Origin of the sequence: Bordetella genomosp. 13 (assembly GCF_007679965.1) — a bacterium.
Taxonomy (GTDB): Bacteria; Pseudomonadota; Gammaproteobacteria; order Burkholderiales; family Burkholderiaceae_B; genus Bordetella.
Genome location: NZ_VEHL01000003.1, coordinates 221,073 through 243,632 on the forward strand (window position 1 = coordinate 221,073; position 22,560 = coordinate 243,632).

At 69.3% G+C, this 22,560-nt stretch carries 20 protein-coding genes; 6 read left to right on the top strand and 14 right to left on the bottom strand.

The features are described from left to right. Positions 1-66: 66 nt before the first annotated feature. The 9 genes from FS845_RS09715 to FS845_RS09755 all read right to left on the bottom strand — a co-directional run bounded on the left by FS845_RS09715 (position 67) and on the right by FS845_RS09755 (position 9,521). Positions 67-1,119, bottom strand: coding sequence for a FecR domain-containing protein (locus FS845_RS09715; protein WP_260986227.1), 1,053 nt, complete (start codon positions 1,117-1,119; stop codon positions 67-69). 17 nt (positions 1,120-1,136) lie between these two features. Further along, on the bottom strand, positions 1,137-1,646 hold the full coding sequence (locus FS845_RS09720) for a sigma-70 family RNA polymerase sigma factor (protein WP_144633619.1): 510 nt from the start codon (positions 1,644-1,646) through the stop codon (positions 1,137-1,139). Positions 1,647-1,832: 186 nt separating this feature from the next. Next, positions 1,833-2,786 carry a tripartite tricarboxylate transporter substrate binding protein gene (locus tag FS845_RS09725; RefSeq protein WP_144633622.1) on the bottom strand — a complete coding sequence of 318 codons (954 nt, stop codon included), beginning with the start codon at positions 2,784-2,786 and terminating at the stop codon, positions 1,833-1,835. Between the two features lie 138 nt (positions 2,787-2,924). Beyond that, complete coding sequence (locus FS845_RS09730; RefSeq protein WP_144633625.1) at positions 2,925-4,169, bottom strand: NAD(P)/FAD-dependent oxidoreductase; 1,245 nt, start codon at positions 4,167-4,169, stop codon at positions 2,925-2,927. Between the two features lie 53 nt (positions 4,170-4,222). Next, positions 4,223-5,221, bottom strand: coding sequence for a 4-hydroxyproline epimerase (locus tag FS845_RS09735; RefSeq protein ID WP_144633628.1), 999 nt, complete (start codon positions 5,219-5,221; stop codon positions 4,223-4,225). Between the two features lie 43 nt (positions 5,222-5,264). Beyond that, positions 5,265-6,542, bottom strand: a complete 1,278-nt coding sequence (locus tag FS845_RS09740; RefSeq protein ID WP_144633631.1) for a metal-dependent hydrolase family protein — start codon at positions 6,540-6,542, stop codon at positions 5,265-5,267. A 24-nt stretch (positions 6,543-6,566) separates the two neighbouring features. Then, positions 6,567-7,100, bottom strand: a complete 534-nt coding sequence (locus FS845_RS09745; RefSeq protein WP_144633634.1) for a GAF domain-containing protein — start codon at positions 7,098-7,100, stop codon at positions 6,567-6,569. Positions 7,101-7,125: 25 nt separating this feature from the next. Beyond that, on the bottom strand, positions 7,126-8,505 hold the full coding sequence (locus FS845_RS09750; RefSeq protein WP_144633637.1) for an MFS transporter: 1,380 nt from the start codon (positions 8,503-8,505) through the stop codon (positions 7,126-7,128). Positions 8,506-8,618: 113 nt separating this feature from the next. Further along, positions 8,619-9,521 carry a dihydrodipicolinate synthase family protein gene (locus tag FS845_RS09755; protein ID WP_144633640.1) on the bottom strand — a complete coding sequence of 301 codons (903 nt, stop codon included), beginning with the start codon at positions 9,519-9,521 and terminating at the stop codon, positions 8,619-8,621. Between the two features lie 236 nt (positions 9,522-9,757). Here FS845_RS09755 and FS845_RS09760 point away from each other — a divergent pair, with 236 nt between their 5' ends. Further along, a complete protein-coding gene (locus tag FS845_RS09760) occupies positions 9,758-10,441 on the top strand; it encodes a GntR family transcriptional regulator (RefSeq protein WP_144633643.1) in 684 nt (227 codons plus the stop codon). A gap of 102 nt (positions 10,442-10,543) precedes the next feature. On the opposite strand, the gene FS845_RS09765 is transcribed toward FS845_RS09760, so the two are convergent. Both FS845_RS09765 and FS845_RS09770 read right to left on the bottom strand, forming a co-directional pair. Further along, positions 10,544-11,743, bottom strand: a complete 1,200-nt coding sequence (locus FS845_RS09765; protein WP_409929281.1) for an MFS transporter — start codon at positions 11,741-11,743, stop codon at positions 10,544-10,546. A gap of 114 nt (positions 11,744-11,857) precedes the next feature. Continuing rightward, a complete protein-coding gene (locus FS845_RS09770; protein ID WP_144633649.1) occupies positions 11,858-12,766 on the bottom strand; it encodes a LysR family transcriptional regulator in 909 nt (302 codons plus the stop codon). A 338-nt stretch (positions 12,767-13,104) separates the two neighbouring features. Here FS845_RS09770 and FS845_RS09775 point away from each other — a divergent pair, with 338 nt between their 5' ends. The 5 genes from FS845_RS09775 to FS845_RS09795 all read left to right on the top strand — a co-directional run bounded on the left by FS845_RS09775 (position 13,105) and on the right by FS845_RS09795 (position 19,292). After that, the gene (locus FS845_RS09775; RefSeq protein ID WP_260986228.1) at positions 13,105-15,531 is read left to right on the top strand and encodes a DNA internalization-related competence protein ComEC/Rec2; all 2,427 of its coding nucleotides are present in this window, start codon (positions 13,105-13,107) and stop codon (positions 15,529-15,531) included. Positions 15,532-15,699: 168 nt separating this feature from the next. Further along, on the top strand, positions 15,700-16,638 hold the full coding sequence (locus FS845_RS09780) for an alpha/beta fold hydrolase (RefSeq protein WP_144633652.1): 939 nt from the start codon (positions 15,700-15,702) through the stop codon (positions 16,636-16,638). Positions 16,639-16,830: 192 nt separating this feature from the next. Then, a complete protein-coding gene (locus FS845_RS09785; protein ID WP_144633655.1) occupies positions 16,831-17,676 on the top strand; it encodes a 3',5'-nucleoside bisphosphate phosphatase in 846 nt (281 codons plus the stop codon). A gap of 88 nt (positions 17,677-17,764) precedes the next feature. Beyond that, positions 17,765-18,316, top strand: a complete 552-nt coding sequence (gene greB, locus FS845_RS09790; protein WP_144633658.1) for a transcription elongation factor GreB — start codon at positions 17,765-17,767, stop codon at positions 18,314-18,316. Between the two features lie 196 nt (positions 18,317-18,512). After that, positions 18,513-19,292 (top strand): alpha/beta fold hydrolase, encoded by a 780-nt coding sequence (locus tag FS845_RS09795; RefSeq protein WP_144633661.1) that lies wholly within the window; start codon positions 18,513-18,515, stop codon positions 19,290-19,292. A 156-nt stretch (positions 19,293-19,448) separates the two neighbouring features. On the opposite strand, the gene FS845_RS09800 is transcribed toward FS845_RS09795, so the two are convergent. The 3 genes from FS845_RS09800 to FS845_RS09810 all read right to left on the bottom strand — a co-directional run bounded on the left by FS845_RS09800 (position 19,449) and on the right by FS845_RS09810 (position 22,384). Then, complete coding sequence (locus tag FS845_RS09800) at positions 19,449-20,477, bottom strand: DctP family TRAP transporter solute-binding subunit (protein WP_144633664.1); 1,029 nt, start codon at positions 20,475-20,477, stop codon at positions 19,449-19,451. Between the two features lie 78 nt (positions 20,478-20,555). Beyond that, a complete protein-coding gene (locus FS845_RS09805) occupies positions 20,556-21,854 on the bottom strand; it encodes a TRAP transporter large permease (RefSeq protein WP_144633667.1) in 1,299 nt (432 codons plus the stop codon). Further along, positions 21,851-22,384 carry a TRAP transporter small permease gene (locus FS845_RS09810; RefSeq protein WP_144633670.1) on the bottom strand — a complete coding sequence of 178 codons (534 nt, stop codon included), beginning with the start codon at positions 22,382-22,384 and terminating at the stop codon, positions 21,851-21,853. The genes FS845_RS09805 and FS845_RS09810 overlap by 4 nt, the downstream gene beginning before the upstream one ends. Between the last annotated feature and the right edge of the window lie 176 nt (positions 22,385-22,560).

The following is a 22,560-nucleotide window of genomic DNA, read 5'->3' on the forward strand; positions in this document are numbered from 1 at the left end:
GGGATATGTGCCGCGAGAAAGCGGATCGGGCAGTCCGCGCCGAAAAATTCTCGAGGCGGGAGGAAATCAGCCGCGGCCTTCGACCGTCACCCAGTGGCGGGTGCGTTGCCGGACCTGCACGGGCAGCACCTTGGGCAGCATGGCCAGCACGCGATCGGTGTCGTCCAGCGGGAAGACGCCCGACACGCGCAGGTCCGCCACGGCCGGGTCGCAGCGCAGCAGGCCCGGCCGGTAGCGCGCCAGGTCCGTCAGGAAGTCGGCCAGCCGCGCGTCCTCGGCCACGATCTGGCTGCGGGTCCACGCCAGGTCGTACTCGGCCAGGGCCGACGGCATGTCGACCGCCAGGCGGGTGAAGGCGGTGCGTTCGCCCGCGCGCAGCAGCCGGGTCTGGTCCTGGGCGGCGGCCGGCGCGATCTCGACGGCGCTTTCGGCCACCGCCACCAGGGTGCGGCCATCGTCCTGGCGCACGGCGAAGCGGGTGCCCAGCGCGCGCACGCGGCCTTCCCCGGTCTGCACGATGAAAGGGCGAGGATCGGGTACGCCATCGATCGGGGCATGGCCGGTGGCGATCATGGCTTCGCCGGCCAGCAGCGCTACCAGGCGCGTGTGGCTGTCGAACCGGACGTCGATGGCGCTGGCGGTGTTCAGCAGGATGCGGGTGCCATCGGCCAGCGCGATGCCGCGCTGCTCGCCCGTGCCGGTGCGATAGTCGGCCGCGATGCGATGCCAGGTCTGCGTGTGCGAAGCCAGCAGCGCCGTGCCGCCGAGGACGCCCCCCCACGCCAGCAGGCGCAGCGCCTGCCGGCGGCCGCGCGCGGCGGGGCCGGCGTAGGGCGACAGCGCCTGGTAGGCGGCATGGCGCTGCAGCACGCCCAGCCGGCCAGCCATCACGGCCTCGATGTGCTGCCAGGCGCGTTCGTGCTCGGGATCGGCGGCGCGCCATTGCTGCCAGCGCGCGTGGTCGTCGTCGGTGGCTTCGCCGGACAGCATCACGGTCAGCCATTCGGCGGCCGCGTCTGCGGTGGCCTCGCGGATGGGCTGGCCGCCGGCCATGGGCCGCGAGGCGTCCCGCGGGGCGGCGGGCGGATTCGTCGAGGGCGTACAGGAGGCGGCAGGCATGACCGACGCGGGTTCTTCTAGGCCGACAGGCAGAACAGGCACTGCCGGTGCGCGCGCGTCAGGTACTGCTTGACCGAACTGGTGGACACGCCCAGCCTGGCAGCGATGTCGGCGTAGCTGAGCTCTTCCAGGTGGGCCAGCAGGAAGGCTTCCTTCACCTTGGGCGGCAGGCCGTCCAGCACGCGGTCCACCTCCTGCAGGGCCTCGATGGCCAGGGCCTGGGCTTCGGGCGAGGGCGCCAGGGGCTCGGGCAGCGCGGCCAGCATCTCCAGGTAGCTGGTTTCCAGCAGCTGGCGGCGATGGCGATGCGCCAGCAGGCGGCGCGCGATGGTCACCAGGAAGGCGCGCGGCTCGCGGATCGCCACCGTCGCGTCGCCGGTCATGACGCTGACGAAGGTGTCCTGCGCCACGTCGGCCGCGTCGAAGCTGTTGCCCAGCCTGCGCCGCAGCCAGCCGGACAGCCAGCCGTGGTGATCGCTGTAGAGCGTGTGCAGATCGTGCTGCGCGGGAAGATCGGCGACGGGCATGGGGCGCCGCGGCGAGGCGCGGTCCGGACGTTCGTAATTATCGAATAAGAATCTTTATCATTTATAACTCAGGTGGAAGAGGTTGCGCAATGTGCCCGGCATGGGCGCCGCCGGGCCGGATGCCTGGCGGCGCTCGCCGCTCGCCGCTCGCCGCTCGCCGCTGGCCGCGCGCCGCTGGCCGCGCGCCTACGGCTTCAGGTCCAGTTTCCGTACCAGCGCCTTGAAGGTCTCGTTCTGCCTGTCGATGTCCGCCGCGAAGGCCGGGGTGTCGGCCCACGACAGGGTGAGGTTCTGTGAAGTGACCGACTTCTGGAAGGCCGGCGTGTCGTACACCTTGCGCGCCACCTCGCGCCACGCGCCCAGCGCTTCCTCCGGCGCGCCCTTGGGCAGGCCGATGCCGCGCCACACGCTGAACTGCAGGTCGTGGCCGCGCTCCTTGAACGTGGGCACGTCGGGAATCGCGGGCAGCCGCTGCGCGGACATGACGGCCAGCGGCTTCAGCTTGCCGCTTTCCACGTACTGCCGCAGCTCCGCGTAGGCCACCGTGGTGGCCTTCACGTCGCCGGCCAGCAGGCCCATGATGGCCGGCGACGAGCCTTGGTACGGCACGTGGGTGAAGGTGGCGCCGATGCTGTTGCCCAGGGCCGCGGCGGCCAGGTGCGGGATCGTGCCGTTGCCGGCGTTGCTGACGGTGACGGCTTCGGGATTGGCCCGGGCGTACGCGATGAACTCCTCGATGGTGTTCCAGGGCGCGTCGGCCCGCACGGTGATGGACGAGGGATCGTCCGTGAAGCGGGCCACGGGCTGGAAGTCGGCGATGGTCGCCTTGCCGATGCCCATCAGCGGCACGAACAGCATCTCGGGATTCATCAGCAGGACCTTGTAGCCGTCGGGCTTGCCCGCCAGCACATAGGACCAGCCGATCGAGCCGCTGGCCCCGGGCCTGTTCGAGACGTAGACCGGCTGGGGCAGATGCTGACGCGCCACGTCCGCGATGGCGCGGGCGGTGTTGTCGCTGCCCCCGCCGGGCTGGTAGGCGACCACGAGTTCCACCTGCTTCGCGGGATACGGCGGGGCGGCCGTTGCAGCGGCCGCGGCGCCGGCCAGGAGCAGCACTACGAGTTGAGGCAAGGTTTTCATGATGGAGATTCCATCCGCGCAAGGCACCGACCATGTCGGCCATACCGGGGTGCCGTTCCGGTACGGCCCGGGAAAGCGATGGGAACGCCTCGTCGTCCGGCGTCCCGGTGCGTGCGGCGGGGCCGCGGCGGCGCAGCCTCAGAACCGCGTGACGGCGTACGGGCGCAGGTCCATGGCGGCCTGGCGGCCGTCCAGCAGGTCCGCGACCAGTTCCGCCGTGGTGGCCGATTGGGTCAGCCCCAGGTGTCCATGGCCGAAGGCATACAGCACGCGGTCGCCGCGTGCGGACGGTCCGATCACGGGCAGCGAATCGGGCGTGGTGGGCCGGTTGCCCATCCATTGCCGGGCATGGCGCTCGTCCAGGCCGGGCAGGTAGCGCCGCGCCAGTCGCAGCAGCGCGTCGCTGCGCCGGTAATTCGCGGGCGCGTCCAGGCCGGCGAACTCGGCCGCGCCGCCGATGCGCAGGCCGATTGCCAGCGGCGTGGCCACGAACATGCGCTCGGCGAAGATGACTTCGCGGTTCAGCAGGGTCGCGCTGCCGGGCAGCGTGGTGTTGTAGCCGCGCTCGCTTTCGAGCAGCACGCGGTCGCCGATGGACCTGGCCAGGCGCGCGGACCAGGCGCCGGCGGCGACGATGACGCGCTCGCCGGATATCTTGCCTCCTCCGGCCAGCGTCACGCTGGCGGCCTGCGCCCCCACGCCATCCAGGGCCAGCCCGACGGCGTCGCCCGCCAGCAACGTCGCGCCCTGCGCCGCGACGTGGTCGCGCAGCCGGTCGACGATGCGCCTGGGATCGTCGATGTGCGCCCAGTCTTCCAGCATGACCGCATGCGCGAACACGGGCGCCAGCCCCGGCTCCAGCTGCCGCAGTTCGTCGCGGGACACCGGGCGCCAGCGCACGCCGCGCTCGCGCTTGAACTGCCAGGCGTGCTGCTCGCGCGCATAGCCGTCCTCGGTCTCGTACACCGTCAGCGCGCCGCGTTTGTGCAGGTCGCCGGACAGGCCGATCTCGGCCAGCAGCGATTCGAAGTCCGCCAGCGATCGCCGGTTCAGCGCGGCCAGCGCATCGCCGATCCGCGCATGGTTGAGCGGTGTCGAGGCCCGGCGCAAGGCCATGTACCAGGGCAGCAGGTTCGGCGCGTGTCCGGGCCGGATGGCCAGCGGCCCCAGCGGGTCCAGCAGCCACTTCAGCGGCTTCCACCCCATGCCGGCCAGCGAAAGCGGCACGCATTCCGACACGGCGATGCCCCCCGCGTTGCCGTGCGAGGCGCGGTCGCCCTCGAAGTCGCGATCGACCAGCGTGACCCGCCAGCCGCGCCGCTGCGCCGCGAGGGCGCAAGCCAGGCCGACGATACCCGCGCCGACGATGACGGCATGACCCATGTGCTCGTTCTCCGGATGCTTGAATGAATGCGTCGCTGCGATTGCCTGCCCGCCTACTTCAGCAGGAAGCCCTTGTACAGCGGGTCGCGGTCATCCACGAAGATCGTGTTCAACCCCGTCACCCGCGCCCAGCCTTCGACGGTCGGTCGGATGCCGTCGTACTCGCCCACCCGCACGCGCTCGGTCGCCATGCCGTTGAAGGTCGTGCCGATGATGCTCTCGTGCACGAAGGCCTGGCCGATGTCCAGCTGCCCCCTGGCAACCAACTGCGCCATGCGGGCCGAGGTGCCCGTGCCGCACGGCGAGCGGTCGATGGCCTTGTCGCCGTAGAACACGGCATTGCGCGCCGATGCGCCGGCGCCTTGCGGCGTGCCCGTCCACATGACGTGCGACAGGCCGTTGATGGCCTCCGTCTCGGGATGGACGAAGCGGTACTTCTCGTTGGCCTTGCGGCGCAGGATGGGGCTCAGGCGCTGGATGTCGGAAGGCGTGAAGTCTTCCAGGTCGCGGTAGTTCGGCTGGCTTTCCACGATGGCGTAGAAGTTGCCGCCGTAGGCCACGTCGAACCGGATCTCGCCCAGGCCGTCCACCTCGACCGACAGGTCCCGCGAGTGCAGGAACGAGGGCACGATGGTCAGGCGCACGGAGCGCACGTGGCGGCCGTCCATCTCGTAGTGCGCCAGTACCAGGCCCGCGGGCGTGTCCAGGCGCAGCACGCCGGGCTCGCGGGGCGTGACCAGGCCGTGCTCGATCAGGAAGGTGACGGTGCCGATGGTGCCGTGGCCGCACATGGCCAGGCAGCCGCTGACCTCGATGAACAGGATGGCGACGTCGCAGTCCGGCCGGGTGGGCGGATAGAGGATGGTGCCCGACATGACCTCGTGGCCGCGCGGCTCGAACATCAGCGCCGTGCGCACCCAGTCGAAGTCGCGCTCGAAATGGGCGCGGCGCTCGATCATGGTGTTGCCCTGCAGGGCGGGCGCGCCGCCCGTGACCAGGCGCACGGGATTGCCGCAGGTGTGGCCGTCGATGCAGAAGTAGGTGTGGTTCATGATGGTGGTTTCCAGGTCGGTGGGTTCGTTCCGGGACGGCCTTTCAGGCAAGCGCCGCGCCGGGGTCCTTCACCCAGGCGCCGTCCTTCATGATGCCCACGATTCTCTCCCCCTGGTTGTGCACGAGCACCGACATGTCGGCCAGCGGGTCGCCGTCCACCACCAGGATGTCCGCCAGCGCATTCTCGGCGATCACGCCCAGTTCGCCCGCGCGGTCCAGGATCTCGGCGCCGATCGCGGTGGCCTGGCGGATCACCTCGTAGTTGCCCAGCACCGCGGCGCGCAGCGTCAGCTCCTCGGCCTGGCACTGCTGCATCTCGCCAAGCAGGTCCGTGCCGATGCCCATCTTCACGCCGTGGCGCGCCAGGATCTCCAGCGCCTTCAGGCCCTGCAGGCGCACGTTCTCGTTCTTGGCCAGCACGTCCCGGGACAATCCCTGCTGCGCGCCGAAGCGGTTCATGGCGTCGTAGGTGACCAGCGTCGGCACGGCGTAGGTGCCGTGCTCGGCCATGACGGCCGCGGCCTCGTCGTCCACCAGGTTGCCGTGCTCCACGGTCTTCACGCCCAGGGCGGCGACCCGCTTGATGGCGGCCGAGGTGTAGGCATGCGCCATCACGTAGGTCTGGTGCGACTGCGCCTCTTCCACCACCGCCTTGATCTCGTCCACCGAGAACTGCAGGTTGCCGATGGGATCGGTGGGCGAGGCCACGCCGCCGGACGCCATGATCTTGATCTGGTTGGCGCCCGCCCGCATCTCTTCGCGCACGGCCTTGCGGATGGCGTCCACGCCGTCGACCACGCGTCCGATCGCGCCCGCGTTGCGGTTGCAGCCGCACGGGTCCGGGTCGGAGAAATCGAAGCGGTCGCGGAAGTCCGCATGGCCGCCGGTCTGCGACAGCGCCTTGCCGCTGACGAACAGGCGCGGGCCGTCGATGGTGCCGTCCTGGATGGCGCAGGACAGCGCGTAGTCGGCGCCGCCCGCGTCGCGCACGGACGTGAAGCCGCGATGCAGCATGGCCTGCAGAATGGGCACGGCGCGCAGGATGGCCAGGGCGTTGGGCAGCTTGCCGTTGAGCCCCAGGCTGGCCACGGAGGCGATCACGTGGACGTGGCAGTCGATCAGGCCCGGCATCACGGTCCTGCCGCCGACGTCGATCACCTGGACGCCGGTCGTGTCCACGCCGGTCGTATCCAGGCGGCCCTCGTCCACGTCGCCCGCCACCACCTTGGCGATGCGGTTCCCGGACACGACGACGCTGTAGCGCACGTCCTCGTCGCGATGGGACACGTCCAGCAGCTTGGCGTTCTTCAAGACAATCATCGGTTTTCCTTCAGACTTCACGCTTCATACGGATTCCAGGCCTTCCACGGAGGCGTCGGCCGACAGCGTGTCGACCCGCCTGCGCAGCCTGGGGGCGATCAATTGCGCGGCGACGCTGGCCTGTGAGACGTCCAGCGCGTCGTAGTGCGCCGCGCCGTGCAGCAGGTTCAGCGAGCCCAGCACCTCGCCGTCCAGCCGCACCGAGACGTTCAGCACGCTCTGCAGGCCGTGCGACAGCAGCAGTGCGTGGTCCGAGAACACGGCCCGGATGTCGTCGGCGGACGAGCCCAGATAACCCTCGCCACGCACCAGCACGCTGTCCACCCACGCCGACTGCGTGACCCGCTTCATGCCGCCCACCGGGTTGATGTCCGGCCGGCTGCTGTACAGGCGCTGCATCACGCCGGCCGAGCGGTTGTAGGCCAGCAGGGTGAACAGGCCATGCCCGTACGATTCGGCCAGCGTTCGGTCCAGGCATTGCCATACGACGTCGTCGTCCGCGCCTTGCGCCAGCGCGCGGGCCAGGGAAAGCAGCGGGGTAGGGGCGGGGCGCGGCATGGCGTCGGTCCTCGGTCGGCCGGGCCTACAGGCCCTGTTGCTCGCGGGTGCGGGAGATGTCCTCCAGCGTGCGGTTGTTGGTGTTGATGCCGAAGATCAGCACCACCAGCGCGCCCGTCAGCAGCACCACCGTGGTCATGCCGAACACCCCGCCGAAGCCCAGGACGGGATAGATGGCCCCCACGATGGTGGGCGAGGCGATGGCGCCCAGGCGCGCGAACGACGAGGCCGATCCCATGCCCGTGGCGCGGATGCTGGTGGGATAGAGCTCGGGCGTGTAGGCGTACTGGCCCGCGTTCACGCCGTTCATGCCGAACGACAGCAGGATGGACGCGATCAGCACGTGCGTCGGATCCTTCACGAACACCAGCGCCATCGCCGACGCGCAGGCGAACGCCATGTACATCACGATGGTGTATTTGCGGCCTATCCTGTCGTTGAAGTATGCGGCCGAGTAGTAGCCCGGGATCTGGGCCAGGTAGATGGCGATGGAGTAGCCGAAGCTCTTGGTGATGGTCATGCCCTGCTGCACCAGCAGGCCCGGAATCCACGTGAAGAACGCGTACGAGCAGAACGTGATCGACAGCCAGAACGTCCACGTCATGGCGGTCACGCCGCGCCAGTTGGGCGACCACAGCACCTTGAACTGCTCCAGGAAGGACGTCTTGGCGCGAGTGATCTGCGCGTCGTCCTCGACGCGCGGCGGCATGGGCGGCAGCGGGCGGCCCAGCGCGGCTTCGGCGCGGGCCTCGAAGCGGTCCACCACCGCGCTGGCCTCGTCGTGCCGGCCCTGGCTTTCCAGCCAGCGCGGCGACTCGTCCAGCGCATGGCGCCACCACAGCAGCACCACCACGGGCACCGCGCTGATCACCAGGATCCAGCGCCACCCGTTGTCCGACAGCGGCACGATGAAGTAGCCCAGCAGGGCCGCGGCCACGAAGCCGAACGAGAAGAAGCCGGCCAGCGCGCCCGTGAAGCGACCGCGGTACTTGCTGGCCACGAACTCGGCCAGGAAGGGCGCGATGATGGCGCCTTCCGCGCCCATGCCGATGCCCGCCAGCATGCGGAACAGGAAGAACAGGTGCCAGTCGTGCGTCATCGCGTTGGCGATGGACATCACGCAGAAGATGGCCAGCGCCCACATCATCACGCCGCGCCGTCCGAAGCGGTCGCCCAGCAGGCCCGCCAGCAGCGCGCCGATCAGGAAGCCGATGTAGGTGCTGCTGGCCAGGAAGCCCACTTCCAGGCTGGACAGGCTCCACTGCGTGCGCAGCACCGGAAGAATGAAGGCGATGATGCCGGCGTCCAGGGCCTCGAAGGCGAAGCCCAGGCCCCCCATGACCAGCAGTTTGAAGTGCGCCCGGCAGAACGGGATGCGTTCCAATCTGGCTGCGACGTGAGACATGATGTGTTCCCTTGCTTGTGGATGTTCTTCGTTCGGGGGTGCGCTCGGTCGGGCAGGCCGGGACTCGCCGTGCAAGGCCTGGCCCGCCGCGGGCCTTCGGTAGGCGGGCCTCGTCAGTAGCCCAGCGCCTTCAGGTCGGCCAGGGTCTGCTTGACGATGGCGATGGTGCGTTCGCGCTCGGCGCCTTCCAGGTTCAGGCGCGGCGGCTTCACGGTTTCGGCCGAGCCGCTGATCAGGTTCTCGGCCAGCTTGATGTGCTGGACCAGCTTGACCACGGTGTCCAGGTGGAACAGGGGCGTCAGCGCGCGGTACAGCGTGCGTGCCTTGGGCAGGTCGCCGGCCACGGCCAGGTCCAGCAGTTGCACCGACTCGCGAGGCAAGGCATTGGCCATGCCGGACACCCAGGCGGTCACGCCCAGCGCGGCGCTTTCCAGGATCAGGTCGTCCACGCCGCACACCACGTTCAGGCGGTCGCCGAAGCGGGCGATCAGGTCGGTGACGCGGGTGGTGTCGTACGACTCTTCCTTGATCGCCACGATGGTCGGCTCGGCCAGCAGCTGCTCGACGACGTCGGGCGTCAGGTCCACGCCATAGCCGCGCGGATTGTTGTACAGCAGGATCTCCAGCTTCGAGGCGCGCGCCACGGCCTGGTAGAACGCGATGGTCTCGCGCGTGTCCGACTTGTACGTCAGGCCCGGGAACACCATCAGGCCGTCTATGCCCAGCTTCTCGGCTTCCTTGGCGTAGGCCACGGCCTTCTCGGTGCTGGTCTCCCCCAGGCCGGAGATGATGGGCACGCGGCCCTTCACGGTCTCCTTGGCGGTGCGCAGCACCGTCAGCTTCTCCTCGGGCGACAGCTGGGCGTTCTCGCCGACCATACCCATCATCACGACGCCGGCGACGCCGCCTTCGATCAGGCGCTCCAGTCCCGCGCGGATAGCCTCCACGTCCAGGGTGAAGTCGGATTTGAGCTTGGTGGTGACGGCGGGAAACACGCCATTCCATTGAATCGTCATGATTTTCCTGTGAAGACGGAGCGGCGACGGTGGGCGCCTCAGGTAAGGATAAAAAGTACTTTATATTGGATCCAATCGTATTCGGCGTAAAAAAACAGCGCTTTTCGCTGTAGGTCGCCGGCTAGGAAAACGGACTCCTGGCCGGAGGATTTTGGATCCAATATAATCAAGGTAAACCAAGCAGACCTCGCGTGTCTTCTCGGGTTTTCCCTGAACTTCCCGGATCGTACCTATCCATGCAGCCCGCCTCTCGAACGAAAATCGTCAGGAAGACCACGACCGAACTGGCGGCGGATGCGATGCGCGACCGCATCCTGTCGGGCGAATTCCCGCCGGGCACGGCGCTGCGGCAGGAACTGCTGGCCGATGAACTCGGCGTCAGCCGCATCCCCATCCGCGAGGCCCTGCGCCTGCTCAGCGCCGAGGGCCTGGTGGACACGGTGCCGCACAAGGGTGCGTTCGTCACCATGCTGTCCAAGGCTGAGGTGCGCGAGTTCTTCGACATCCGCAAGCGCCTGGAACCCTGGATCTTCCGCGAGGCCATCCCCAATATCTCCGAAGCGGACCTGCAGCGCGCGGAAAAGCTGGTGCAGGAGATGGTTGCCATCGAGCCCGGCCAGTGGGGTGCGATGAACTGGGCGCTGCACGAGAACCTGTACCGCGCGGCCGGGCGCCCCGCGGCGCTCGGCATGGTGAGGGCGCTGCACGAGAAGTCGGAACGCTATTTCCGTTTCCAGGTGGTCAACGCGCCGATTCGGCAGCAGGCGCACCGCGAACACATGGAGATGATCGCGCTGTGCCGCACGGGACAGGTCGAGCGCGCGGAAGCCCTGCTGGAAAAGCACATCGACGATGCCGCCCAGCAGATCCTGGTGATCGTGGACCGGCTGCTGGACCACACGGCGGCGCAGGCGGGCTGATCCGGGGCGGTTGGCCGCCGCACGATTGCCGGCGGCAGGCGAAGGCGCCGGGCGAGGATGCCGCCGTGGCCGCCCGACCTGCGCCGTCGCGACCAGCCGGCGTCAGCGCGGCTTCAGGCGCCGGACCACTCCGATCGACAGAACGGCCGCCACCGCAATGGCCGCGGCCACATAACCCAGGTTCTGCTGGCCCAACGCCGCGATGCTCGCGCCGCCCGCCACCGCGCCCAGCGCGATGCCCGCGTTGGCGGCCGAGACGTTCAAGGTGCCGGCCAGCGCCTGGGCACTCGGCGCGGCCTGCATGACGCGCACCTGGCAGATGGGATACAGCGCGGTGTTCGCGATGCCCCACAGCGCCAGCGCCGGGACCAGCGCGCTCCAGTGCGCGGCGAACAGCATGGTCGACGCCATGCCCACGGCTAGCAGCAGCGTGAACAGGCCGGTGGCCTTCAGCGCGGATCGTTCGAGCCCGCGCCCGCCCAGCCAGTTGCCCACCAGGCCGATGGCGCCGAATCCCATCAGCCACCATCCCACCTGCGCCGGCGGCACGTGCGCGACAGTTTCCAGGATATCGGCCAGATAGGTGTACGCCGTGAAATTCGCTGTGAAGACCAGCGCCGACAGCGCGATGTTGCCGACGAAGAACGCATCCTTGAAGATCCGGGCCTGCTCTTTCAGGCTCACGCGCGCGGCGGCTGCCTGGCGCGGCATCTGCGTCCACAGCAGCAGCGCGCACAGCAGCGACAGCCCCGCCAGCAGCCAGAAGGCGCCGCGCCAGCCGATGCCATCGGCGGCCAGCGTGCCGACCGGGATGCCGAACAGCATGGCCGCCGAGATGCCCGAATACACCGTCGACACCGCCCGGCCGGCGCGCGCCGGGCCCGCGATCTGCGCCGCGGTGTCGCTGGCCGTGCCCCAGAAGACGGGCAGGGCCAGTGCGGGGATGATGCGCGCGACGGCCAGGATCCAGTAGTTGGCCGAAAGGGCGGCAAGCGCGTTGGAGCCCGCGAACAGCAGCAGGATCAGCACGAAAAGCTGTCTGCGTTCCCAATGCGACAGCCACGCCGTCAGGATCGGTCCGCACACCATGACCACGAAGGCGAACAGCGTCACCAGCTGGCCCGCCGTGGAGATCGGGATCGACAGGTCGCGGGCGATCGGCGGCAGCAGGCCGATGATGAGGAACTCGGTGGTGACGATGACGAAGGCGGCCACCGCGAGCACCAGCGTGGTGGCGCTGCCTGTCTGGTCGGGCGCCGTCTCGGCGGTCGGCGGCAACTGCGCCGCGCGTGCGTGGGTCAAGATGAGGCTCCAGCTGCTTGAACGAAGCCACGGAGCATATTCGGGAACCGGGTTTCCATCGCCGATGGAAATTCCAGGCATTCAGGAACTTGGTTCCTCTATTGTTTGACCGGCCTATATGCGCAAGGTCCTGGCCAGGTGCTCGATCAATAGATCCACCCTGGGCAACACCTGCCGGCTGCGCAGCCACAGCACGTAAAGCGGCAAGCCCTGCACGCGCAGGGACGGCGCCAGCTCGACCAGCTCCCCGCTTTCGAGATGCGTGTCGATCAGCCACGTCGGCAATTGCGCCACGCCGAAGCCTCGCAGCACGGCCTCGACGTGCGCCTCGGCGCTGCCGACTTCCAGCCGCGCCACGGGAAGATGGTGTTCGACCGGCCCCTGGTCGCGCTGGATGAACCACGGGCTGGGCGTGCCGTCCGCGCGGCTGTACAGCACGGCGTCGCACTGTTGAAGCGCCCGCAGGGAACCGACCTCGCCGTCCCGCCTGGTCAGATAGGCGGGGGCGCAGCAGAACACGCGCCGCTCATGGCCCAGGTAGCGATGCCCGATCTGCGCGGGCCAGGTGTCGCTGCCGCCGATGCGGACCGCCACGTCCACGCCGTCCTCGTGCAGGTCGACGAAGCGGTCGGTGAAGGAGATCTGCGGCACCACGGCGGGATGCTGTTCCAGGAAATCCAGTATCCGCGGCATGGCCCGCAGCTTGCCGTAGGTGGCCGGCAGATCCAGCCGCAGGCGGCCCGCGACGCTGGTGTTCTCCGCCTTCAGGATTTCCTCGGTGTCTTCCAGTTCGCCCAATACGCGCAGGCACGTGCGATGGAAGGCCAGGCCGGCGTCGGTCAGGGCGAGCCTGCGCGTGGTGCGCGCAAGCAGCTTGACGCCCAGCCGCGCTTCCAGCCGCGCCACGGCCTTGCCCACGGCGGAGTTGGTCAGGTTCAGGCGCTCGGCGGCGGCGGTGAAACTGCCCGCCTCGACCACGGCGACGAAGACGTCGATGCCCTTGAGGCGTTCGGAGGAGTACATGGTGGGAAATGAATTCCGTGGATTCCGATTGAACGCCTGGATTTTAGAATCCATTTCACAGGCCGACGGGCGGCTTGGGGTGATGGCCTGCGGGCGGACTCGGCAGGGATGCCATGAACGGTCCGGGCCGTGCGAGCCTGAGCGGTCTGCCTCGCGGCACAGGCACGTCCGGCCACGTCGGCGCGACAGGCTGCCCTGGGGCGAAGTCACGCCCACCGGCGCCGGCACGACGTGCGGTGATCGAATGATCTCCCTGTGTCCCGATGCCCATCGCGCTTCGATAAGCTGCCGGCTTTCGGAGCCTTGCCATCGCCGGCCGTTTCTTCCTGATTGCATTCATGCTGGGCAATGGGTCCATCCACACCATGGCCCGTCTGCCCGCCATGGGGTGGCTGTGGTTCGCCGCGGGCGCCGCGTCGCTGGCGGGCATCGCCGCGGTCCGCGTGGCCTGGCGCCGGCGCTTGCCGCGCCATGCCTGCATCCTCGCCGCGGGCCTGCTCGCAGGCATCGCCAACGCCGGCCTGCAGGCCCAGGCGCGCCTGTCGGACGAACTGGCCGACCGCCACCACGACCACGTCACGCGCCTGACCGTGCAGGTCACCAGCCTGCCGCAGGACGACGAAGGCCAGCGCCGCTTCATGGCCCAGGTGGACGACGGCCGCCCGGACGGCATCCCCGCCCGCATCCGCATCGCGTGGCGCGCCCGGCCCGGCGAGGTCGACCGGTTGCCCGACGTGCTGCCCGGCCAGCGCTGGCGCATGGCGCTGGTGCTGCGCCGGCCGTACGGCGCGGCCAATCCGTATGCCTGGGATGCCGAACTGCGCGACTTCGCCGACGGCGTGCGCGCCGTGGGCACCGTGCGTGGCAGGCCGGTGTTGATCGAAGACCAGCCCTGGGCATCCGTCGGCATCGCCATCGAACGGCTGCGCTACCGCATCCGCGCGGGCATGCGCCAGGCGCTGGAAGGCGACCGCTACGGTCCCGTGCTGGTCGCGCTGGCCATCGGCGACCAGGCCGGGGTGGCGCGCGCCGACTGGGACGTGTTCAACCGCACCGGCATCACGCACCTGATCGGCATCAGCGGCATGCACATCACCCTGCTGGCGGCCTGCAGCAGCCTCCTGGGCGCATGGCTGTGGCGCCGCGCGCGCTGGCGCGGCACCGGCCTGGCCGAATACCTGCCCGCGCAACTGGCGGGCAGCATCGTGGCGCTATGGGTGGCGCTGGGCTATTGCCTGCTGGCCGGCTGGGGCGTGCCCGCGCGCCGCACCTTCTTCATGCTGGCCGTGGTGGCCGCGGCGGGCTGGTCGCGCCTGCCGCTGGGGGCGTCGCGCATTCTGATACTGGCAGGCGGTTGCGTGGTCGCGATGGACCCATGGGCCTTGCTGTCGCCGGGCTTCTGGCTGTCCTACGGCGCGGTGGCCGTCCTGATGCGCGTGGCCGAGCGGCAGACGAAAAAGCCGGATGGACTGCGCGAACGCCTGCGCGGCCTGGTACGGGAGTTCGTGCGCGTGCAAGGCGCCATCACGCTGGCGCTGACGCCGCTGCTGGCGTTCCTGGTCCATCAGGTGTCCTTGTCGTCGCCGCTGGCCAATGCCATCGCCGTGCCGCTGATCGGTTCGGTGGTGACGCCGCTGGCGATGTTGTGCGCGGTGCTGGCCGTGGTGCCGGGCGCGCAGCCGGCGGCGTGGCTGGCCGGCTGGGCGGGGCACGCGGTGTTCGAGGCAGCGATGGTGACCGTGACGGGGATCGCGCAGTTGTCGTGGGCCAGCGTCGACGTGGCGGCCGCGCCCTGGCCGCTGATGGGGCTGGCGCTGTTCGGCTGCGTGTGGGCGATGCAGGTACGTGGCTGGCCTCTGCGGCATCTGGGATGGGTGTTCGCGCTGCCGCTGCTGTGCTGGCGGCCCGACCGCCCGTTGCCCGGCGAATGGCGCATGGCCGCGCTGGACGTGGGGCAGGGCATGGCCATCGTCATCGAGACGGCCACGCGGACGCTGGTCTACGACACGGGTCCGCGCCGCTACGACGGCACCGACGCGGGCGAGCGCGTGGTGGTGCCGTACCTGCACGCACGTGGCATCCGGTCGCTGGACACGCTGGTGGTGTCGCACGCGGACGTGGACCACGCGGGCGGCCTGCGCAGCATCCTGCAGGCCATGCCGGTGCGGACGTCATATGCCTCGTTCGACATCGCTGCGCATCTGCGCCGCGAGGGAGCGCTGCAACGGGACCCGGCCGCGAAGCCGCCCGCCATGCCCGCTGACGCGCAGGCTTGCGAGACCGGCGTGCAATGGCAGGCCGACGGCGTCGCCTTCCGCTTCCTGCATCCGCCGCCGGGCCGCGTGCGCAAGGGCGCGCGCGACGGCGACGACAACGCACGCAGCTGCGTGCTGCTGGTGCAGGGCGCCACGCACGCCGCCCTGTTGCCCGGGGACGCGGGCACCGCGCAGGAAGCGATCTATGCACAGGAGATGCCGCACGTGGACGTGGTGGCCGCGCCGCATCATGGCTCGTCCACGTCGTCCGGGGCAGCGCTGGTGAGGGCCGCGGGCGGGGCGCACGTCATCGTGCAGGCGGGCTACCTGAACCGCTTCCACCATCCGTCCGGGCCCGTGATGGCGCGCTGGCGCGCGGCGGGGTCGCCGTTGTGGCGCACGGACCTGCAAGGGGCCGTCGTCGTGGCATCGACGGAAGCGGGGCTGTCGGTAGTGGCGCATCGAGACGTGGCGCGGCGGTATTGGCATGCGCCGTTGCCGGCGCCCTAGCGGTCGTCCGCGCATCCGTTCATCCCTGCATGGCGGCGTGGCCGGACGCCGGACGCCAGGCACCACGCGCGCACCGTGGCCGCCTTTGACTCCGCCCAAGCCGCGCCCCATCGCATGGCGATAAGATGACCCCTCGCAGATCCATCACCCCGCCTCGGAGCCCTCAGCATGCTGGAACCCCGTCTCGACTACGTCACCTGCGCCAGCCCGGCCGGCCTGCACCGCATGGCCTACTGGGAGTGGGGCGATCCGGCCAACGACCAGGTCGTGGTCTGCGTGCATGGCCTGACCCGCACGGGCCGCGACTTCGACGAACTGGCGCGACAGCTGGCCGGCCGCTACCGCGTCGTCTGCCCCGACGTGGTGGGCCGCGGCGCATCCGACTGGCTGGCCAATCCGGCGTTCTACACCATCCCGCAGTACGCGGCCGACATGGTCACGCTGCTGGCGCGCCTGCGGCCCGCGCGGCTGTACTGGGTGGGCACCTCGATGGGCGGCCTGATCGGCATGGCGCTGTCGGGCTCGGCCACGATGGCGCGCGCCATCCGGGCCGGCGGCGCCTATACGGGCGGCCACCCGCAGGCCTTGCCGTCCACGGGCGGCATCCGTTTCGACAAGCTGGTGCTGAACGACGTCGGCCCGCGCCTGGACGCGCAGGCCTTGCAGCGCATCGGCGAATACGTGGGCGCCAAGGGCGAATACGCCACCCTCGCGCAGGCCGTGCAGGCCGTGCGCGAGAGCTCGGCCACCTTCGGCCCGCATACCGACGCGCAATGGGAAACCTTCACGCGCCGCGTCTATAGCGAGCGCGACGGGCAGTGGGTCAAGCACTACGACCTGGGCGTGGCCGTGCCGATGGCGGCGCAGGGCCCCGAGGTGCTGTCGGCCGGCGAACAGCTGCTGTGGCAGGCCTACGATGCCGTCGACTGCCCCATCTTCATCCTGCGCGGTGCGCAATCCGACCTGCTGTCGGAGGCGACGCTGGCCGAGATGCAGAAGCGCAATCCGCGCGCGCGCGCCGTGTCGTTCGACGGCGTGGGGCATGCGCCGACCCTGATGGCGGCGGACCAGATCGAGCCCGTGACGCGGTTCCTGGACGAGGCCTGAACCTTGCCGGGGCGCGGCGGGCGAGCCCGGCGCCCACGTCGCGCGCGGCCGGATGCGGCGACGCTGCGCGGGCCGTCCGCCGATGCCGCAGGCCACATCGCAGCGCGGCCGCTCACATCGCCGCGCCGCCGCTCCGTCCCCGTTCGCGATGTCATGGTGGCTCGCCCGCCCACCCGCCTCTACAATACGGCCATGGACACCGCCATGCTCAACTTCGACCTGCACTGCCATTCCACCGTTTCCGACGGCGCCTTGCCGCCGGCCGAGGTGGCGCGGCGTGCGCACGCCAATGGCGTGGACGTGTGGGCATTGACCGACCACGACGAGATCGGCGGCCTGGCCGAGGCCGGGCAGGCGGCGCGGGAACTGGGCATGCGCTTCATCCCCGGCGCCGAAATCTCGGTGACCTGGGCGAAGCAGACCGTGCACATCGTGGGCCTGAAATTCGACCCCGCCAACGCCGCCCTGGTCGCGGGCCTGCGCGCCACGCGCTCGGGCCGCGCCGAGCGCGCCAAGCGCATCGGCGAACGCCTGGCCGGCATGGGTATGCCAGGCGCCTACGAAGGCGCGCTGCCGTTCGCGGGCAACCCCGAGCTGATCAGCCGCACGCATTTCGCGCGCTACCTGGTCGAGGCCGGCTACTGCCCCGACGTGCAGACCGTGTTCAACCGATACCTGGGCGATGACTGCCCCGGCCACGAGCCCATGCAGTGGGCGACGCTGGCCGACGCCGTGGGTTGGATCCGCGGCGCGGGCGGCCGCGCCGTCATCGCCCATCCGGGCCGCTACAAGTACACGCCCGTGCAGTTCGGCGCGCTGTTCGACGAGTTCATGCAATTGGGCGGCGAGGGCATCGAGGTCGTCACCGGCAGCCACACGCCCGACGAGGCCCGCCAGTATGCCGACGTCGCACGCCGCTACGGCATGCTGGCCTCGCGCGGCTCCGACTTCCACAGCGAACGCGAGAGCAAGGCCGACCTGGGCATGCTGCCCATGCTGCCCCCCGACCTGAAGACGGTCTGGCACGACTGGGTCTAGCGCTGTGCGGCTACCCGGCCAGACCTGATCCGGCCCAACCCGATGTTTGCTTCGGGCCAGCTTCCATGGTCCGCGATATATTCCCCCCATGAACAAGGCTTTCGTCAAAGAATCCGACCGCGACGACGAGGACGACGTCCCCGAAGCCGCGGCATTGCCGGCCGGCACGCGCAACTACATGACCCCGCAGGGCTACGAGCGCCTGCGCGGCGAACTCACGCACCTGATGAACGTCGAGCGTCCGTCCGTGGTGCAGGTGGTGTCCTGGGCCGCGTCCAACGGCGACCGTTCCGAGAACGGCGACTACCTGTACGGCAAGAAGCGCCTGCGCGAGATCGACCGTCGCATGCGTTTCCTCACCAAGCGCCTGGACATCGCCGAGGTCGTCGATCCTGCCCTGCAGCCCAATCGCGACCAGGTGTTCTTCGGCGCCACCGTGCAGTACGTGGACAAGGCCGGCGAGGAACACACCGTCACCATCGTCGGCGTGGACGAGGCCGAGCCGCTGGCCGGCCGCATCAGCTGGATCTCGCCGGTGGCGCGCGCGCTGACCAAGGCGCGCGAGGGCGATACCGTCGTGCTGCGCACGCCGGGCGGCGTCGACGAGCTCGACATCCTGGAAGTCCGCTATCCCGAGTGATGGCACGGCTATCGGACCCGGCGCATGGCATGCCGCGTGCCGCACCTGCACAGGGTCATCCCCTCCGCAGCCGCCATCCCGTTCGTTGACAGCACAGCCGCGCGTCAATACGATTGAGTCTCTCTGAAGACGCCCTCCCGGTCCGCCGGGAGGGCGGTTCTTTTTGACTTCCTCCTCATATCAGGGAGCGTCTGAAATGAACCCGCCTTCCAGCATCACCCCCGCGGCGCTGGGTTACGTGCAATACGGCAGCGGTCCCGCGCACGTGCTGGTGCTGCACGATTGGCTCGGCGACCGCGCCAACTACGACGCCATCATTCCCCACCTGGACGGCAGCGCGTTCACCTACGTCTTCGCCGACCTGCGCGGCTATGGGTCCTCCATGCACCTGCCGGGCGCGTACACGGTCGACGAGATCGCCGCCGATTGCCTGGCACTGGCCGACCGGCTGGGCTGGCAGCGCTTCTACGTGATGGGTCATTCGATGACGGGCCTGGCGACGCAGCGCATCGCGGCCGATGCGCCCGAGCGCGTGGCCGGCGCCATCGCGGTCTGCGCGGTGTCGGCGGCCGGCAAGCCGCTGGATCCGCCGTCCTATGCGTTCTTCCGCGCCGTGGCCACCGACGACGACGCCTTTCGCCGCCTGGTGGGCGTGGTGGCGCCCGGCTTGCCCGCCGACCAGGTCGAGGCCAAGCTGCTGCGGCACAGGCAGTCGACCGCGCCGAAGTCGCGCGTGCCGTACCTCGACATGTTCGTGCACGCCAATTTCGCGCAGGCGGTGCACGGCCTGCCCACGCGCTACCTGGTGGTGGCGGGCGAGCACGACCAGGGCCTGGACGTGGACATGATGCAGCGCACCTTCATGGTCCAGCATCCCAACGCCCGCCTGCACGTCATGAAGAACTGCGGCCACTATCCCATGCAGGAGCGGCCGCGCGAGTTCGCGGAGCTGGTGCAGGGCTTTCTGCGCGGCTGAGCCCGCCGGCGCCGCCGCGCATCCGCCCGCCCATCCGGCATCGCAAAAGAAAAAACGGGTGCCGGCTTTTGACCGGCACCCGCCGATGGGCAGGACTCTACGTTCCATGCCCGCGATGGGCGACGTCTGGCGCCGCCATCTCCCCTGGGCTGCTGCTTATTTCTTGCGGGCGGCGATGGCCTTCTCGGCCATGTTGACGAGGTCTTCGCCGATCTGCTTCTTCCATTTCTCGTAGACGGGCTTGGTGGCCGACACGAAGGCGGCGTGCTGCTCGGGCGTCAGCGCGTTGACGGTCACGCCGTGGCCCTCGATCTCCTTCAGCAGCGACGCGTCTTCAGGCGTCACGCCCTTGCGCGCGATGACGATCTGCTGCTTGGCCGCCTCCTGCGCGGCCTGCCGCACGATCTCGCGGTCCTTCTCGGTCCACGAGTTCCACACGTCGCGATTCACCACGAAGATCAGCGGATCGGCCACGTAGTTCCACAGGGTCAGGTACTTCTGGCCCACGTTGTACAGCTTCGAGCCGGTGTAGATCGACAGCGGATTCTCCTGGCCGTCGACCGCGCCGCTGGCCAGCGCCGGCTGGGCATCGGCCCAGCTCATCTGCGTGGGGTTGGCGCCCAGCGCGGTGAAGGTGTCGATGTACAGCGGCGAGCCCACCACGCGCAGCTTCATGCCCTTCATGTCGGCCGGCTTGGTGATGGGCTGCTTCGAGTTGCTCAGCTGGCGATAGCCGTTCTCGCCCCAGGCCAGCGGCACCACGCCCGCCTTCTCGACCAGCTTGGCCATTTCCTTGCCCACGTCGCCTTGTACCAGCGCGTCGATGGCGGCGTAGTCGGGCATCAGGAAGGGCAGGGAGAACAGGTTCAGCTGCTTGACCTGCGGCGACCAGTTGATGGTCGAGCCCACGGCCATGTCGATCACGCCCTGGCGGATCGCGGTGAACTCGCGCGTCTGGTCGCCCTGGACCAGCGAGGTGCCGGGATAGACCTTGATGTTGATGCGGCCGCTGGTGCGCTCGCGCACCAGGTTCGACCAGATCTCGGCGCCCTGGCCCCACGGGAAGGTCGTGCCCACCACGATGGATAGCTTGTATTCGGACTTGTAGTTCTGCGCCTGCGCCGGCATCACGCCGAACGCGGCCGCGGCGCACAGGGCGGCACCCAGCAGTTGCTTCAGTTTCATGGTCGTTCTCCTCTCTTTTGTCCTTGGGCGGCCGGCAGGCCGTTGCCATCGTTGTTGTCCCGCGATTCCCGCACTGTCCTAGTAACCCAGCCGCTGCGGCAGCCACAGCGCCAGCTGTGGCCAGATCAGCACGGCGACCAGCACCAGGAACATCGACGCCAGCATCCACACCACCCAGCGCACCGTGGACTCCATGGGCACGCGGGCGATGCGGCACGACACCATCAGGTTCACGGCCAGGGGCGGCGTGAACTGGCCCAGCGCCACCTTCAGCGTCAGGATCACGCCGAACCACACCGGATCCCAGCCGTAGGCATTGGCGATGGGCATCAAGAGCGGCACGAAGATCAGGAAGATCGAGATGCCGTCCAGGAACATGCCCACCGTCATCAACAGCAGCACGATCAGGGCCAGCACGCCCCATTCGCCCAGGCCCGAATTGACGATGGCGTGGGTGATGGGATCGATCACGCTCAGCGTGGACAGGGCCCAGGCGAAGATGCCGGCCAGCGTGACCACCATCATGATCACGGCCGACAGCTCGGCGGCCTCGCGCAGGATAGTGAACAGATCGCGGACCTTGATGGTGCGATGGATGCACATGCCCACGAACAGGCCGTAGAACACCGCCACCACGGCGGCTTCCGTCGGCGTGAACCAGCCCATGCGCATGCCGCCCAGTATCAGCACCGGCGCGGCCAGGCCCCACAGCGCGTCGCGCAGGCTGGCCCAGAAGGGCGGGCGGGGCAGGTGGGCCTCCAGCGTGCCCAGCTTGTGGCGGCGCGCCAGCCACACGGCCGGCACGATCAGCGCCAGCCCCGTCAGGATGCCGGGCACCATCCCGGCCGCAAACAGCGCGGGCACCGAGGCGCCGGGCACCAGCACCGAGTAGATGATGAAGGCCACCGAGGGCGGGATCAGGATGTCGGTCGCCGCGCCGGCCGCCACCACCGCGGCCGAGAACGAGCCCGGGTAGCCCGCGCGCGACATGGCGGCGATCATCACCGCGCCCACCGCGGCCGCGCAGGCCGGGCCGGAACCCGAGATGCCGCCCAGGAACATGGCGACCATGATGGCCACCATGGGCAGCATGCCCGGGCCGCGGCCCACGATGGCGATGGCGAAGTCCACCAGGCGTTTCGCCACGCCCGAGCGGTCGAAGATCGAGCCCACCAGCACGAACATCGGAATGGCCAGCAGCGGATACTTGGCCAGCCCGGCATAGAAGTTCTGCGGCACGGCCAAGAGGCCGAACCACGACACGTCCAGGTTGGACAGCACGATGGCCACGGTGCCCGCCAGACCCAGGGCCACGCCCACGGGCGTGCCGACCAGCATCAGCGCGATGAACAGCGCGAAGAGGATGCCGGCGATCATGATGCCGGCGCTTCGCGGAGCAGGCGGCGCAGCATGCCCAGCACGCGCAGCGAAATGGCCCCGGCCATGATGGGCATCCAGATCGAATACCACCAGGTCGGCACGCCGATGGCGGGCGAAGTCTCTTCGTAGATGAACTCGTCGTACACCAGCCGCGTGGACAGCACGGTCAACAGCACGAAGAATCCGAGCACGCAGCCGGTGGCGGCCAGCGCCATCAGCTTCTGGCGTCTGGCGGAGCCCTTGTCGGCCAGGATCTCGATGCGGATGTGGTGATTGCGCACGAATGCCGACGCGCCGCCCGCCATGGTCAGCACGATCAGCAGGAAGATGGAGATTTCCTCGGTCCAGGCGAACGACTGGTCGGTGAAGTACCGGACCAGCACGTTGGCGAAGGTGATCAGCGCCAGCGCGGCCAGCACGATGACGGCCAGCCAGTCTTCGATGGCCAGCGGCACCTTGACCGCCGGATCCGGCTCGGGGGGGATGATGGGCTCGACGGGTTCTGCCGGATCGTCAGAGGAATGCATCGGACAACGTATGGGATGGATGGCGCCGGGGCGCGACTGCGGACGGATGCATCCTAACCAAGCGTCGCCGTGGCGTTACCTCGTGTTTTCCCGTGGATGCGGGGTGCGTGCAACATGTTGCGCAGCAATATGCGGCGCGGGTTTTGCGACCGCTCGCTGGCCGATGGCGAAGGTTT